The organism is Bradyrhizobium sp. CCGB01 (assembly GCF_024199795.1).
GTDB lineage: Bacteria > Pseudomonadota > Alphaproteobacteria > Rhizobiales > Xanthobacteraceae > Bradyrhizobium.
The window spans coordinates 2,477,183-2,492,266 of the sequence record NZ_JANADK010000001.1 but is presented as its reverse complement, the minus strand read 5'-3'; the positions used below and the strand labels follow the sequence as shown (position 1 = coordinate 2,492,266).

Sequence of the window (15,084 nt, the reverse complement as noted above, 5' to 3'; positions counted from 1 at the left end):
ATCAGGCCGCGCGGACCGACTCCAGGAACTGCGCGACCTCGACCTTGAGCCGCGTGCTGTCGGTCGCCAGCGATTTCGCCGCCGACAGCACCTCCGTCGAGGCCGAGCCGGTCTCGATCGCGCCGCGCTGCACGTCGGTGATGTTCATCGAGACCTCCTGCGTGCCGACCGAAGCCTGCTGCACGTTGCGCGAGATCTCCTGCGTGGCCGCGCCCTGTTCCTCGACGGCGGCTGCGATCGCCGCCGACACCTCGGACAGCCGCTCGATGGTGCCGCCGATCTCCTGGATGGCGCTGACGGATTCCTGCGTCGCGGCCTGAATCCCGGAGACCTGCGCCCCGATCTCGCCGGTGGCTTTCGCGGTCTGCTCGGCCAGCGCCTTGACCTCGGAGGCGACGACCGCGAAGCCGCGGCCGGCTTCACCGGCACGCGCCGCCTCGATGGTGGCGTTGAGCGCGAGCAGGTTGGTCTGCCCTGCGATGGTGTTGATCAGCTCAACGACGTCGCCGATGCGCGAGGCCGCCTGCGACAGCGCGTTGACGCGGTCGTTGGTCCGCGTGGCCTGTTCGACGGCCTCCGCGGCCATCCGCGCCGAATCCTGCACGCGGCGGCTGATCTCGGTGATCGAGGACGACAGCTCCTCCGAAGCCGACGCCACCGCCTGGACGTTGGTGGAGGCTTCCTCGGACGCCGCGGCGACCACGGTCGCAAGCTCCTGCCCGCGCTGCGCCGTATTGGTCAGCGTGGTCGCGGAGGCCTCGAGCTCGGTCGAGGCCGACGACACGGTGCCGACGACCTCGCCGATCATGGCCTCGAATTTGCGGGTGATGGCGTCGACGCGGCGACCGCGTTCGATCTTGGCCTCGGCATCGGCTGCGGCCGCCTCGTCGGCGGCCTTCTTGGCGATCAGCGCTTGCTTGAAGATCTGGAGCGCGTCAGCCATCGCGCCGATCTCGGTCTTCTCGCCACGATGCGGCACCTCGGCCGAGAGGTCGCCCTCGCCGAGCGACTGCATCGGACGGATGATCGAAGCGATACCACGAGAAACGTCGCGCACGAGATAATAGGCGGCACCGATCGCGATCACGACCGAGAACACGATGATGCCGACCAGCACGCGGAAGATCGTGGCGTAGCTGTCGGCCGCCTGCTTCGTCTCCAGCTCGGCGCCCTTGTTGTTGAGCTCGATGCCCGTCTGAAGCAATGGATCGGCCGCCTGGGCCATCTTCGCGACCTTGGTCTGCAACAGCTCGTTGGCATCGGCCGGGAAGCGGCCGGCGCCCTTGCGGGACAGCGCCATGACGTCCTGCACGCCGTTCAGATATTCGGCCCACGCCTTGGTCCATTGCTCATAGAGCGAGCGCTCCTCGGCCGAGGTGATCAGCGGCTCGTAGACCTTGCGCGTCTGGTCGATGCGCTCGCGCAACGAGGCGAGGCGCTTCTCGGCGGCATCCTTGCCCTCGGTGGTTTCCTGCATCAGGTGCAGGCGAAGCGCGACGCGCAGCTCGTTGATGTCGGCGCGAAGCGAGCCGAGCGCGCGTACGCTCGGCAGCCAGCTCTCCGCGATCTCGACGGTGTGAGAGTTGATGTTCTGCATGGTGCCGATCGCCATCACGCCGACGCCGGCGAGCGTGAGCACGAGAACCGACAACACGGTCAGAAGCTTGAAGACGATCGACAACTTCGACATCACGATAAATCCCGATGATACCTGGCAACGCGCAAACCACCTGCGCCGCCATCGTCACGACGGACGACAGGGCGTTGGTCATTCCAACAATGCTGGCTGGTTCTTATCCCGTAAGATTGCGCACATAGTTGCAAACAGGCGTTAACAGGAACCTACGTGGAACTACGGAATTCGCTATCGCCAATATTATATGTTTCGCAATCATGCGTTGCAGTGCAGCGGAGATCGCGCAACGCCTCGCCAGCGCACCGACGATCAATTTGAGCAAGGCGGCTGACGACGTCAGGCCGCCCGGACCGACTCCAGGAAGCGCGCGACTTCGCTCTTCAGACGGTTGCTCTCCTGCGAGAGCGATTGCGCCGCCGAATGCACCTGGGCCGACGCCGCCCCGGTCTCGCCGGCGCCGCGCTGGACGTCGCCGATATTCGCCGACACCTCCGAGGTGCCGTGCGCGGCATGCTGGATGTTGCGGGAGATCTCCTGCGTCGCGGCGCCCTGCTCTTCCACCGCCGCGGCGATGGCCGAGGAAATCTCCGACATCCGCGCGATGGTGTCGCCGATCTCCTTGATCGCACCGACCGAGTCCTGCGTCGCGGTCTGGATCGCGCCGATGTGCTGGCTGATCTCGCCGGTGGCCTTCGCGGTCTGCTCGGCGAGCGCCTTCACTTCGGTCGCGACCACCGCAAAGCCCTTGCCGGCCTCGCCCGCCCGCGCCGCCTCGATCGTGGCATTCAGCGCCAGTAGATTGGTCTGGCTGGCAATGGTGTTGATCAGCTCGACGACATCGCCGATGCGGCCTGCCGCCTTCGTCAGCTCGGCGACGCGCGCATTGGTGCGCTGGGCCTGTTCCACCGCGGCATCGGCGACGCGGGCCGATTCCTGGACCTGGCGGCTGATCTCGGAGATCGATGTGGTCATCTCCTCGCTCGCGGCCGACACCGACTGCACGTTCGCGGACGCCTCCTCCGAGGCTGCTGCCACGGCCGTGGCAAGCCCGTTACCGCGCTCGGCGGCCTGCGTCAGCGTGTTGGAGGACGCCTCGAGCTCGGTTGCCGCCGACGACACGGTCTCGATGATCTCGCCGACCGCGCCTTCGAACCCATCGGCGAGGCGCTGCATGTCCGCCTGCCGCCGCTCGCGCCCGCGCGCGTCGGCTTCGGCCTGCTCCGTGCGCAGCCGCTCGGCCTCCGCCATGTTGGTCCTGAACACCTCGACCGCACCGGCCATCTCGCCGATCTCGTCCTTGCGCCCGACGCCGGGAACGGAAATCGAAAGCTCACCACGCGCAAGCCGCGTCATCGCATCGACCATCGCGGCAAGCGCCTTCGAGATCGAGCGCCCAAGGAGAAAGCCGACGGCGGCGAGCACGACGACGGTGACGCCGAAGGCGACGAGCATCCAGAAGCGGACGGCGTCGCGGGTTGCAGCTTCAGCGGCGTCGGCCTGTCTGTACATAGCATCGACGGCGGTCCGCACCTCGACCATCACAGGCTCGACCTCGCGGAAAGTCTTCATCATGCTGGCGTCATAGGCCGCGCTCTGCTGTGCGGCCTCAGCCCAGGCCGCGAACTCGGACTGGTATTTCCGGAGCTTGGCCTTGATGTCGTTCATCTCCGCCTCGGAGACTGCAACGACCTCGATCGCACTGGAGAATTCGACCCCGGCCTTCTTCACCTCGGCAATGTATTTTGGATCGCGGCGCAGCATGAAGTCCTTCTCGTGCCGGCGCATCATCAGCATCCAGGTCGTCGACCTGGGATCGTCGATCTCCTTCAGCTTGGCCTCGATGTCGTGCACGGCACTGCGAAGCGAGCCGGACAGGCCGAGCGTCTCGTTCAGGCCGAGTCTGGTCTCGGCAGCGACCAGCGCGTTGAAATCCGCAGTGTAACGCTTGAAGCCGTCCTGAACCTGCTTCATCCGGCTTGACAGCGCGTTCATGCCGCCCGCCGCCATCAGGCGCTCCACCTCGTCGAAATCGCGGTTGATCGGCCCGATCAGCTCGGCATGCGCCTTGGCGTAGCTCTCGTTGCGACGCTGCTGAAAATTCTTCTCGTTGCGGCGGGCCTCCAGCATCTCGATCGAGATCTGCTTGTTGAGGTCGGCGATCGCACGAGCCCGGTTGGCAACGTCGCGGGAACCGTCCTGGGAGAGGCTGCCGATCTGGTAGATCGCGCCGAAGACGACGAGACCCAACAGTCCGAACAGTCCGATCGCCATGACCTTGTGGGTGAGGCGAATGGAAGGGCCGCTCATTGAATGTGCTCCAATACGTTGCAGTGGGCGGATGATTCAATAAGGACGGCCGCCGTCAGGCGGCGCGCACGGTGCCGAGGAACTTGCCGACCTCGAGCTTGAGGCGATTGCTGTCGCCGGACAACGACTGCGCCGCCGCCAGCACCTGCGACGACGCCGAACCGGTCTCGCTCGCGCCGCGTTGCACGTCGGTGATGTTGGACGACACCTGATGGGTGCCCTCCGCGGCCTGCTGCACGTTGCGGGAGATTTCCTGCGTCGCCGCGCCCTGCTCTTCCACCGCGGCCGCGATGGTCGAGGAGATCTCCGAGAGCTTCTCGATGGTGTCGCTGATGTCCCTGATGGCGCCGACCGATTGCTCGGTTGCGGCCTGGATGCCGGCAATCTGCTGGCCGATCTCGCCGGTCGCCTTCGCGGTCTGCTCGGCGAGCGCCTTGACTTCGGAGGCGACCACGGCAAAACCGCGGCCCGCTTCGCCGGCGCGCGCGGCCTCGATCGTGGCGTTGAGCGCCAGCAGGTTGGTCTGGCCGGCGATGGTGTTGATCAGCTCCACCACATCGCCGATCCGCGTCGCCGCCTTCGACAGCTCGCTGACGCGCTCGGTGGTGGTGCGAGCCTGGCCGACGGCTTCGCTCGCCACACGCGCGGATTCCTGCACCTGGCGGCTGATCTCGGTGATCGACGAGGACAGCTCTTCCGTTGCCGACGCCACCGACTGCACGTTGGTGGAGGCCTCTTCGGACGCGGCCGCGACCACCGTGGTGAGCTGCTGCGTGCGCTCCGCGGTCGAGGTGAGCGTGGTCGCGGATGCTTCAAGCTCGGTCGAAGCCGATGACACCGTACCGACGATCTCGCCGACGGCGCCCTCGAAGCTGTCGGCGAGCCTGCGCATCTCTGACTTGCGCTGCTCGGCCGCGAGCTGATCCTGCCGCATCTTGGCTTCCGCGTCCTCCCGCGCCTTCTGTTCGGACACGATCTTGAATTTTTCGACGGCACCGGCGACCTCGCCGACCTCGTCCTTGCGGCCGAGGCCCGGCAGCACCACCGAGAAGTCGCCGCCGGCGAGCCTCTCCATCGCCGTCGTCAACGCGCGCATGGGCCGCGCGATGCTGAAGACCGAGAAGATGCATGCTCCGATCAGAACCAGCGCGACCAGCAAGCCTGCGACGAACGAGGTTCGCGCGACCGACGCGGCCTCAGCTTCGGCCTCGGTGCGCGCTTCGGCGCTCTTCTGCTTGGCAAAGTTCGTGATCTCGTTGGTCAGCTCCGATATCTCTTCATTGATCGGCGCCAGCATCTCCTTGCGGATGCGGTCGACCTCGGCCACGAGCTTTGCGAGCGACGCTGCCGCTTCGCCGTCCTTCTTCGTGCCCAGGGCGAGCTCCTGCTTGCGGATCGCTTCGATCTGCTGCTGGCCTTTGCCGAAATTGCCGATCAAGACGATCAGGCGGTCGATCCGCTTGTGGTTCTCCGGCGAGTGCGACAGCTTCGCCATCTCGCCCGCGAATTTCAGGGCCGCAGTCTGCCGATCGCCAAAATAGGTGACGGCCTTCTGCATCTCGGCCGGCGAAGTGGAGGTCAGGATGTCACGAATGCCGATCTGCATCCCACGCACCGAGGCCTTGGCTTCCGCGGCGTTTTGCGCGATCGCCTGCTGTCCCGATGCGGCATTGCTGAGCTTCTGGACCTCGGTGCCCCCGTTCATCTGGAGGAAGATCATCAACGCGACGAGCGCGATGGTCAGTGCCGAGGTCACGGCGAGCTTGGTGCCAATTCGCAGGTTCTGAATGAACGACATCGAAATCTTCCCGGGATACGCATTGTCGCGCCGACGCGCGTGAACAGCTTGGGAAGACTAGACGCGAGGTTCCTCATTAACGTTAAGAGAGCGCGCTGGCGGCCTAGGTAGAAATACTGGAAACGCCGCTCAAACCACCGGACTTGCGCACTTTTCACGTGCAGGGAATTGGCGCCTCGCGGATTTGCAAGCGCTGGCGTCCGTTAACGCGGCTGCCCGTTCGCGGTCGTCAGCACACCGTCTCGCCGACCAGGCTGACACGGAACACCGGCTTCTTGTTCTCGTCGAGCAGCTCCATGCTCCACTTCGCATTCGGCTTCAGGTTGCGCGCGATGCTGCCGAGCAGGTTGGCGCAGACCTCGCTCATCTCGGCCCAGGCGGCGGCGCGATCCTCGAACTCGTACGGCTGGTCGGCGGCGCCGGAATAGCGGCCGGTACTGATGCGGAAGAAATACAGCGACATCGTAAGACCCTTGCGCCCCCCGGCCGTCCGCAAACTGGGGCGCGAGTCGCTACCAACGCATGAAAGCCGCCGTCCGTATGACTACGGCGCAGCGGCTTCGTGATCGATGATGGTTTTCAACGACAGGACGCGCGGGCGGTCCCGCGCAGCCGGCTCACTGGGTGGAGCGGCGCAGCTCCAGGGGAGCCTCGATCTTCGCGGGTTCCGACTTCACCGGCTCGAGGCGGCTGCTCTCGACGCGCGGGGTCTCGACGCGCGCGGCCACTTCGGTATTGGACGCACCGACCGAACCGGTGTGCTCCGAAGAGCGCAGCGAACGCGGACGCGCTGCGGCACGCGCCATCAGCATCTGGTTGCCGCCCTGGTGGTGGAAGTCGCAATAGGCGAAGCCCATGCCCGACACCGAGCCGCGGAAACTGCGATCGTCGGTCTTTTCCAGGTTGAAGCAGGGCTCGAACGGAATGCCCTTGATCGAGGCGCAGACGTTCTGGCCGCGGATCTGGAGCGTGTTGCCGGGAAGGCGGAGATGCTTCACCGGGCCTGCGCCCGAGAACTGCACCGCGCCGGCGGCACCGAGGTCGTCCAGGATGCGGCCTGCGCCGCGGGTGCCGTCGAAACAGGTGAAAGCGAACACCTTGCCGGCGACGAAGCGGCGGGCCTCGTCAGCGTTCATGCTTCCAGCAATGGCCGGCGCAAACGTCGCTGCCGCCGTGACAGCCCCCAACACAATACGCGCAAGCATGCTCAACTCCGAACCAAACCCCCGCAGCGGGCTATGCCTTATCTCTTTACCCGCTGCTTACCATACTAACCATGGCGACATTGAAGCAGCTTGGTTGGTAAAGTCTGAACGCCGTTAGACAATTTTTACCACGATGCGGCCGCGGACCTGGCCGGCCAGGATTTTCGCGCCCCACTCCGCAACGTCCTCGATCGAAATTTCGTGAGTAATTTCAGATAGTTTTGTCCGATCCAGATCGGAGGCCAGACGCTGCCAGGCGGCTTTCCGCGGCTCGATCGGGCACATCACCGAATCGATGCCGAGAAGGCACACCCCGCGCAAAATGAAGGGTGCGACAGAAGACGGCAGGTCCATGCCGGCCGCCAGGCCGCAGGCGGCGATCGCCCCGCCGTACTTCGTCATCGACAGGAGATTCGCGAGCGTGGTCGATCCGACGCTGTCCACGCCGCCCGCCCAGCGCTCCTTGGCAAGAGGCTTGGCCGCCCCCGACAATTCGTTGCGGTCGATGACTTCGGCAGCACCGATCTCCTTCAAATAGTCGGCTTCCGAGGCGCGGCCGGTCGAGGCGATGACGTGATAGCCGAGCTTGGACAGCACAGCGGTGGCGACCGAACCGACGCCGCCGGCCGCGCCCGTGACCACCACGGGGCCGCTCTTCGGCGACAGGCCGTGCTTCTCCAGCGCCAGCACCGACAGCATCGCGGTGAAGCCGGCGGTGCCAATCGCCATGGCGTCACGTGCGGACAGGCCCTGCGGCAGAGCGACCAGCCAGTCGCCCTTGACCCGTGCCTTCTCGGCATAGGCGCCGAGATGGGTCTCGCCCATGCCCCAGCCGGTGCAGACGACCTTGTCGCCTGCCTTCCATTGCGGATGGGAGGAGGTTTCAACCGTGCCGGCGAAATCGATGCCGGCGATCATCGGGAAGCGGCGTACCACCGGCGCCTTGCCGGTGAGCGCGAGGCCGTCCTTGTAGTTCAGCGTCGACCATTCCACCCGGACGGTGACATCGCCATCCATCAGCTCGGCTTCGTCGAACTGCGCCAGCTGCGCAGTGGTGCCCTTGTCCGCCTTGTCGATCCGGATCGCCTTGAATGTGGCCACGACTGAACTCCCTGACTTGTTTGTCGGGGATGTTTAGCCGATCAGGCAGGCTGCGCAACCGCTCGTGCGACGGGTTTCTCCACGATCGGAAGATTGATCAGCGCGGAGAGCACGCCGAACAGGATCGAGAGCCACCAGATCGGCGTATAGGAACCGAACTTTTCGAACACGATGCCGCCGAGAAAGACGCCGAGGAAGCCGCCGACCTGATGGCTGACGAAAGCGAAGCCATAGAGCGTGGCGAGCCAGCGCGTGCCGAACATCAGCGCCACCAGCGCCGATGTCGGCGGCACCGTCGACAGCCAGGTCAGGCCGGAGACCGCACCGAACGCGATCGCCGAGAACGGCGTGATCGGGAACGAGATGAAGGCGAGCGTCGCAAGCGCGCGCGTGAAATAGATCGTGGAGAGAATATAGCGCTTCGGCAGCGAGTTCTGGAGATAGCCGACGCTCAGCGATCCCATGATGTTGAACAGGCCGATCGCCGCGATCACCCAGCCGCCGGTTTGCGTCGAGATGCCGCGATCGACCAGAAACGCCGGCAGATGCACGGTGATGAAAGCGAGCTGGAAGCCGCAGGTGAAGAAGCCGAGCACCAGCAGCACATAGGAGCGATGACCAAAGGCTTCCGCGAGCGCCTTCGTGAAGGTCTGCTCATCCGCCGGCGCAGCGTTGGCCGTGGTTGCGACCGGCGGCGTCGAGAGCGCCAGCGACAGCGGGATGATCAGCAGCATCAGGAAACCGAACACGGTGAGTGCCTGCTGCCAGCCGAAATTGTCGATCAGCGCCACGCCGATCGGCGCGAACAGGAATTGCCCGAACGAGCCCGCCGCGGTGCCGGCGCCGAGCGCAAGGCCGCGCTTCTCCGCCGGCAGGAGCTTGCTGAACGCCGACAGCACCAGGTTGAACGAGCAGCCGGCGAGACCGAAGCCGACCATCACGCCCGCACCCAAATTGAGCGACAGCGGCGTCGAGGAATAGCGCATCAAGAGCAGGCCGCCGGCATAGAGCAGCGCGCCGACGCACATCACGCGGAACAGGCCGAAGCGGTCGGCGACGGCCCCGGCGAAGGGCTGGCCCAATCCCCACAGCAGGTTCTGCACTGCGATCGCAAGGCCGAACACGTCGCGGCCCCATGCGAATTCGTGGCTCATCGGCTGCACGAAGAAGCCCAGCGCCGAACGCGGGCCGAAGCCGAGCATGCCGATCGCACAGCCGCAGAGAATGATGATCGCCGGAGTACGCCAGGAGGAGGAACGTGAGGCCGGACCGAGCTCGCCCGCTTGAGTGGACATGGTGTTCCTCGTGTCAGTCGCTGGCGGATCCGGGATAGGCAACCGCTGATCAGGCGTTTAATGCAAATGCATGAAAACCCCAAGTCAAAAATGGTTGCGTTCCACGAAGGGCTCCCGCGGGAGCATTGCGTTTCCCTGCGGTGATGCCTGACGCGCGTGGCGACTTGACGGGAATGTGTGTGCTGGGGCCTAGCAACCTCTCCAGTCACGTGTTATCTTTGATCTACTCAAATTGAGTATATGTAAGCTCTGGCGATACCCACCGGCCCTCTCGGCCGGATTTCTCAGGCCGCATATATACTCATATCGAGCATAATAGACATGGACGGGAGGCTTCGATGCCGATCACTGGAATTTACGGCCCCGACGACTTTACAGGCCGGCCGCAGGGCCAAACCACCGCGCCCGCTCGCGCGGCGCCGACGCAAACGGCGCCCGCGCTGCCGATGCCTTCGCTGGAATGGACGGAGGAAGTCGCGCAAGCCACCGCCCCGCTCTACGAGCGCGTCAAGCACGTGATCCCCGCAATCGAGTGGCCCCTGATGGCGCCGACGATCAAGGCGATCAACGAGCTGAAGCAGGCCCGGGGCGCGGTGATCCTCGCGCACAACTATCAGGCGCCGGAGATCTTTCATTGCGTCGCCGACATCGGCGGCGACTCGCTTCAGCTCGCGGTCGAAGCCACCAAGGTGAAGGCGGGCATCATCGTCCAGTGCGGCGTGCACTTCATGGCGGAGACGTCAAAGCTGCTCAATCCGGACAAGACGGTGCTGATCCCGGATCCGCGCGCGGGCTGCTCGCTTGCGGCCAGCATCACGGGCGCGGACGTCCGCCTGCTCCGCGAAAAATTTCCCGGCGTGCCTGTCGTCGCCTACGTCAACACGTCGGCGGAGGTGAAAGCGGAGGTCGACATCTGCTGCACCTCGTCGAACGCGGTGCAGGTGGTCGAGAGCCTGAACGCGCCGAGTGTGATCTTCCTGCCCGACCGCTATCTCGCAACCTACGTCGCCTCGAAGACCGACGTGAAGATCATCGCCTGGAAAGGCGCTTGCGAGGTGCACGAGCGCTTTACCGGCGAGGAGTTGCGCGCCTATCGCGAGGCCGATCCGTCGGTGCAGATCATCGCACATCCCGAATGTCCGCCGGACGTGCTGGCGGAAGCCGACTTCACCGGCTCGACCGCGCACATGATCAATTGGGTGCGCGAGCGGCGGCCGCGGCGGCTGGTCATGATCACGGAATGCTCGATGGCCGATAATGTCCGCGCCGAGTTGCCCGATGTGGAGATGCTGCGCCCCTGCAATCTCTGCCCGCACATGAAGCGCATCACCCTCGCCAACATCCTGGACAGCCTGCTGACGCTTCGCGAGGAGGTCACGATCGATCCCGCGCTTGCGGCACGTGCAAAGCGCTCAGTCGAGCGGATGATCAATCTGAAGAATTGAAAGCACAACATGCAAGACAACATCGACAACCTCGCCCGCACCGACGACATCGTCATCGTCGGCGGTGGCCTCGCCGGCCTGTTTTGCGCACTCAAACTCGCGCCGCGGCCGGTAACGCTGATCTCGGCCGCGCCGCTTGGCCAGGGCGCATCGTCCGCATGGGCGCAAGGCGGCATCGCCGCCGCGGTGGCCGAGGGCGATACGCCGGACGCGCATGCCGCGGATACGATTGCCGTCGGCGGCGGCATCGTTGACGAAGCCGTCGCGCTCGGCATCGCCCGCGAAGCGGCGCCGCGGATCCATGACCTGCTCGCCCACGGCGTGCCGTTCGACCGCGATCTCGAAGGCCGGCTCGCGGTCGGGCGGGAAGCTGCGCATTCGGCCCGGCGCATCGTGCATGTGCGCGGCGACGGTGCGGGCGCCGCGATCATCGCGGCCCTGAGCGATGCGGTGCGGCGCACGCCGTCGATCCGGCTGATCGAAGGTCTCGTTGCCGAAGCGCTGTTGACGGAGGACGGGGCGGTCGCCGGCCTTCAGTTGCGTGAAGCCGGCAACGCGGCGGCACGGCCGGTCCTGCTCGCCACACGCGCGGTCGTGCTTGCGACCGGCGGCATCGGCCATCTCTATGCCGTCACCACCAATCCAATCGAGGCCAGCGGCTCCGGTCTTGCGCTTGCTGCCCGCGCCGGCGCCGTCATCGCCGACCCCGAATTCGTGCAGTTCCATCCGACCGCCATCATGGTCGGGCGCGATCCGGCACCGCTCGCGACCGAAGCGCTACGCGGCGAAGGGGCGACGCTGATCAACGGCGATGGCGAACGTTTCATGCTTGCGCGCCATCCGCTCGCCGAGCTCGCGCCCCGCGATATCGTGGCGCGCGGCGTGTTCGCCGAGATCGCGGCCGGCCGCGGCGCCTTCCTCGATGCACGGCAGGCGCTCGGTGCGCGCTTTGCCGACAAATTTCCAACGGTGCACGCGAGCTGCATCGCCGCAGGCATCGATCCCGCGACGCAGGTCATCCCGATCGCGCCGGCCGCGCATTACCACATGGGAGGCATCGCGGTGGACGCGCGCGGCTGCAGCTCGATCGACGGGCTCTGGGCCGGCGGCGAAGTGTCATCCACCGGCGCGCATGGCGCCAACCGGCTCGCGTCGAACTCGCTGCTGGAGGCCGTGGTCTTTGCGGCGCGCATCGCCGAGGACATCGCCGGCCGGACCATCCCCGCGCCTGCCCAGCTTCCCGATGCACTGGTGACACCGCGCGGCGCTGCGCTTGATGCTTCAGCCGTGACGCGGCTGCGGACGATGATGAGCACGCATGTCGGTGTGATCCGCAATGGCGACGGGCTTGCGGAGGCCGTGCGCAGCTTCGCCGCGACCGAGCGCGAAGCCGGCAACATCACGCTGCGCAACATGGCAACGACAGCCCTGCTCGTTGCCGCGACGGCCTGGACCCGGCGCGAGAGCCGCGGCGCGCATTTCCGCTCCGACCATCCGGCGGATGTCCCTGCGCTGAGGCAAAGAACGATGACGACACTCGCGGCTGCGTGCGAGGTGGCCGATGGCCTTACCGGTCGTCCGCTGCCGCGCACCGCCCAACCCATGATCGCCTGATGGAGTTTTCCATGATCACCCCGACCTCACTGCTCTATCCCGACGCCTTCCTCTCGCCGCTCGCGATCGATGCGGCAGTGCACCGCGCGCTCGACGAGGATCTCGGCCGCGCCGGCGACATCACCTCGCTGGCGACGATCCCGGAAGTGACTAAGGCGCAGGCGATCCTGGTCGCGCGCCAGTCCGGCGTGATCGCAGGATTGCCGCTGGCGCTGGCAACGCTGCAAAAGCTCTCGCCCGATATCGCGGTGCGCGCAGAGGTCCGCGATGCCGCACGGGTTGCGCGCGGCCAGCACGTGCTGACGATCTCGGGACCTGCGCGCGCCATCCTCACGGCAGAGCGCACGGCGCTGAACTTCGTCGGCCGCCTCTCGGGCGTCGCGACGCTCACGGCCGACTACGTCGCCCGCACCGAAGGCACGAAGATGCGCATCTGTTGCACGCGCAAGACCACGCCGGGGCTGCGGGCGCTGGAGAAATACGCGGTGCGCTGCGGCGGCGGCTTCAACCACCGCTTCGGGCTCGACGACGCGATCCTGATCAAGGACAACCACATCGCGGTCGCCGGCGGCATCCGCCCGGTGCTGGAGCGCGCCCGCGCCCATGCGGGGCATCTCGTCAAGATTGAGATCGAGGTCGATACGCTGGCGCAATTGCGCGATGTCCTCGACACTGGCCTCGCGGACGCCGTGCTGCTCGACAACATGGATTCTGCGACGCTGCGCGAAGCAGTGCGGATGAACGAGGGGCGGCTCGAGCTGGAGGCGTCAGGCGGCGTCACGCTGGAGTCGATCGCGGCGATCGCGGCAACCGGCGTCGACTACGCGTCGGCAGGCGCGCTGACGCATTCGGCGCCGAATTTCGACTGTGCGCTGGATATCGAGGCGTGAGGCGGTCTTTTCCCTCTCCCCGTTCTGACGGGGAGAGGTGAAGAAAGCTACCGCCGCTCGCTCACACCCATCTCGGCAGAACTCTTGGCTTCCTGAGCGAGCTCAGCCGACAGTGCGGCGGTCTGCGCCGGGGTGCCCCAGCTCGGTTCTTCGCTGCCGTCGCCCCAGGCGCGCGGGCGATAGAAGGTGTGCACGCCGGTCTTGTACATCTTCTTCATTTCGGCGACCCAGGACGGGCGCACCCAGTAGGCGTGATAGTGCGTGGACTTGCCGACCTCGGGCAGCCAGATCTGGCCGTCGAGCATCGCCTTCGAGATCTTTTTCGCGCGCTCCCACATCTCGGGCTCGCGGATCACGTCGGCATTGTTGTCGCAGGCGAAGGTGAACTGACACGCCAGGTGGCGGTGCTTGTTCTGATAGACCGCGCCGCACACGGTATCGGGATATTTGCCCGAGAACACGCGGTTCATCACGACTTGCGCGACGGCCATCTGGCCGCGCACGGCCTCGCCGCGCGATTCGAAATAGACCGCTTCGGCCAGACACTTCTCGGACTTCGCGCGCGACTTGTCGTCGAGCGCGAGGCGCTCCGCCGGCGATCTGGCGCGCTGGTTGTCGGCGTTGACCTCGCCCTTCGGCGCCACGCTCTCGCCGCTCTCGATGTCCTTGGCGATCTCCTCCGTCGGCGGCGTCAGCGAAGCCGTCACCTTCATGTCGGGGTCGGGCATCACGATCAGCGGCTCGGCGCCGGGCTGCCAGCTCTCCATGCTCTCGAGGCTGCCGCCGAGCGAGGAGCTGCCGAAGAACAGGTTCGAGGTCTTCACGCGGAAGGGATCGCGCGGCGGCGCGGCCGGAAGGGTCGCTTGCTTCAGCGCCTCGAGCGGCTGGACCGCGAACGCGCGCGCTGCGTCACTGGCTTGCGGCGGATTGGCGTATTGCGGCAGTGGCGGCGCGCGCAGTGCTTCCTGAAGCTCGGGATCGAGCGCGGCCGCGGACTCCGGCGACATGGCTTGCGGCAACGCGACGGTCTTGGCGCCGAACACTGAGCTGTTCGATGTCGCGGGATCCTCCTGCGCCGGTGCCGCGGATGGTGCGGTCGTCTCGGGAGCCTGTGTGGGCGCGACGCTTGCGAGGCGATCGCCCTTCATGGAGCGATCGACCTTGGGAAAATCGGCGGCCTGGTAGCGCGGCGGCGCCTGAAGCGTCGGATTGCGGCTGATCGCGCCGGTGACGTCGCGGCCATCGAGGCTCGCGAGGCGAACCATCGCGCTCTGCGGAACCGAAGTGCCGATGGGTCGGGAAAAGCTGTAGGTAGCGAGCTGGATCGAGGACGCCGCGGAGAACACCTGTCTCTGCCAGCGTTCGGCGACGCCGGGCTGACGCGCCAGCAACGACGCGATGTCCTGATAGCCGGTCTCTCTCGGCATCAATGCGAAGATGCAGAGACCGATGCCGAAGGACGCGAACCGCGCGCCCTTCGGATGGTTACGCAACACTGACATCGACACGCTCACGCTACGCTTACGCCAGAAAAACCGAACCGCAGTACATCCGTACAATTCGATCTTTATCGTGAGTATCCAATTTAGGTTGCCGGGGCGTTAATCGGCGTTGCGCGTGCGGCACACTCAAGCGATTGCAGGTGTTTTGACGGGGTGATGCTGCGCGTTGGTAAACGCGGCCTCTCGCAAGACGGTAAACATTTGGTCAACGCGAATGGTGAAGGAAGTGTTGACGGCGCGTTTCACTGCGGGACGCGCGATGAGTTCCGGTATTGCGACAGCAACCGCTGT

11 protein-coding genes are annotated in these 15,084 nt (G+C 65.9%); 3 read left to right on the top strand and 8 right to left on the bottom strand.

Translation table 11 applies throughout. From position 1 onward, the window contains the following. Window position 1 precedes the first annotated feature (1 nt). The 7 genes from NLM25_RS11175 to NLM25_RS11145 form a co-directional block, all read right to left on the bottom strand. Window positions 2-1,690: a methyl-accepting chemotaxis protein gene (locus NLM25_RS11175; protein ID WP_254136975.1), complete on the bottom strand. Its 1,689-nt coding sequence runs from the start codon at window positions 1,688-1,690 to the stop codon at window positions 2-4. 282 nt (window positions 1,691-1,972) lie between these two features. Then, window positions 1,973-3,943, bottom strand: a complete 1,971-nt coding sequence (locus NLM25_RS11170) for a methyl-accepting chemotaxis protein (RefSeq protein ID WP_254136974.1) — start codon at window positions 3,941-3,943, stop codon at window positions 1,973-1,975. Window positions 3,944-3,998: 55 nt separating this feature from the next. Beyond that, complete coding sequence (locus NLM25_RS11165) at window positions 3,999-5,741, bottom strand: methyl-accepting chemotaxis protein (protein WP_254136973.1); 1,743 nt, start codon at window positions 5,739-5,741, stop codon at window positions 3,999-4,001. A gap of 229 nt (window positions 5,742-5,970) precedes the next feature. Continuing rightward, window positions 5,971-6,204, bottom strand: a complete 234-nt coding sequence (locus tag NLM25_RS11160) for a DUF6894 family protein (RefSeq protein WP_028152150.1) — start codon at window positions 6,202-6,204, stop codon at window positions 5,971-5,973. A gap of 154 nt (window positions 6,205-6,358) precedes the next feature. Continuing rightward, a complete protein-coding gene (locus NLM25_RS11155; RefSeq protein WP_254116929.1) occupies window positions 6,359-6,946 on the bottom strand; it encodes a hypothetical protein in 588 nt (195 codons plus the stop codon). A gap of 114 nt (window positions 6,947-7,060) precedes the next feature. Beyond that, entirely contained in the window at window positions 7,061-8,047 is a 987-nt protein-coding gene (locus NLM25_RS11150) for an MDR family oxidoreductase (RefSeq protein ID WP_254136972.1), read from the bottom strand. A gap of 41 nt (window positions 8,048-8,088) precedes the next feature. Then, the gene (locus NLM25_RS11145) at window positions 8,089-9,342 is read right to left on the bottom strand and encodes an MFS transporter (protein WP_254116927.1); all 1,254 of its coding nucleotides are present in this window, start codon (window positions 9,340-9,342) and stop codon (window positions 8,089-8,091) included. Between the two features lie 338 nt (window positions 9,343-9,680). Here NLM25_RS11145 and nadA point away from each other — a divergent pair, with 338 nt between their 5' ends. From nadA to nadC, 3 genes are read left to right on the top strand one after another with little or no spacing between them, the layout of a single operon-like run. Then, complete coding sequence (gene nadA / locus NLM25_RS11140) at window positions 9,681-10,787, top strand: quinolinate synthase NadA (RefSeq protein ID WP_254136971.1); 1,107 nt, start codon at window positions 9,681-9,683, stop codon at window positions 10,785-10,787. A 9-nt stretch (window positions 10,788-10,796) separates the two neighbouring features. Next, window positions 10,797-12,401 carry an L-aspartate oxidase gene (locus NLM25_RS11135; protein ID WP_254136970.1) on the top strand — a complete coding sequence of 535 codons (1,605 nt, stop codon included), beginning with the start codon at window positions 10,797-10,799 and terminating at the stop codon, window positions 12,399-12,401. Window positions 12,402-12,412: 11 nt separating this feature from the next. Further along, window positions 12,413-13,291: a carboxylating nicotinate-nucleotide diphosphorylase gene (nadC, locus tag NLM25_RS11130; protein WP_254136969.1), complete on the top strand. Its 879-nt coding sequence runs from the start codon at window positions 12,413-12,415 to the stop codon at window positions 13,289-13,291. 47 nt (window positions 13,292-13,338) lie between these two features. Here the strand turns inward: nadC and NLM25_RS11125 are convergent, their stop codons facing one another. Beyond that, a complete protein-coding gene (locus tag NLM25_RS11125) occupies window positions 13,339-14,793 on the bottom strand; it encodes a cell wall hydrolase (protein WP_254136968.1) in 1,455 nt (484 codons plus the stop codon). Window positions 14,794-15,084: the final 291 nt, after the last annotated feature.